General features: G+C 38.0%; 1 protein-coding gene. It reads left to right on the forward strand.

All coding sequences use genetic code 11. The features are described 5' to 3' along the window. Positions 1-203 (forward strand): hypothetical protein (locus WSC_RS25455; protein ID WP_237716349.1); only part of this gene is annotated, 203 nt, incomplete at its 5' end. Positions 204-640 lie beyond the last annotated feature (437 nt).

Raw genomic sequence — 640 nt, forward strand, 5'->3', positions numbered from 1 at the left:
ATTTGGTTTTGTTAAATCATCTTACCGTTGAGCGGCATTTATATTGTTTGCCTGCCGCTTCAAGTGAGTTTATAAAAATGGACTTTTGTGTCGCCACGCTTTTGCATGCGCTCCAGTTCATTTTTCTAAGTTTACTTACGGCACTCGGCATTGTTCGTGTTGGCTTCTTTTCGCTGCTAAATTTGCAGTTAAAAATGAAGTAGGTAAGTTGCTAATTTGGTTTTGTGTTGTTTGCGGGTTAAGTTTTAAAGACTCAGCATTAGCTAACAATGCAATTAAAGGTGGACGCAAAAAGCTTGGCTTGCGCTCGTTCCTCGCTAATTATAGCCAAGCTTTTATGCGCCACTTATTGCGGCGTTAGAAATAGCAAAATCTTACAAGTAAACAGCTTCAAATGAAGCATTTGTGTGCTTTTCTGCTTTTTCTAATTTAGCTTTGCGTGCCATGTTAAATTGGCATTTTAGTGTTTAGTTGTTGGTGAGTTTTGCGTTGTTAACGCGCTAAATTTAAACCAATTTATTGTTTGCTTAATTGTTGGTTGCCGCAGCTTTTTACGGTAAGTTTAAGCATTCGTTTTTAATTGTTGGTAAAGGGCATTTTTATGCAACTCTTGCGTTGTCGGGCATTTCTAACAATGCAG

Source organism: Catenovulum agarivorans YM01 (assembly GCF_000281085.1).
Classification (GTDB): Bacteria; Pseudomonadota; Gammaproteobacteria; order Enterobacterales; family Alteromonadaceae; genus Catenovulum; species Catenovulum agarivorans.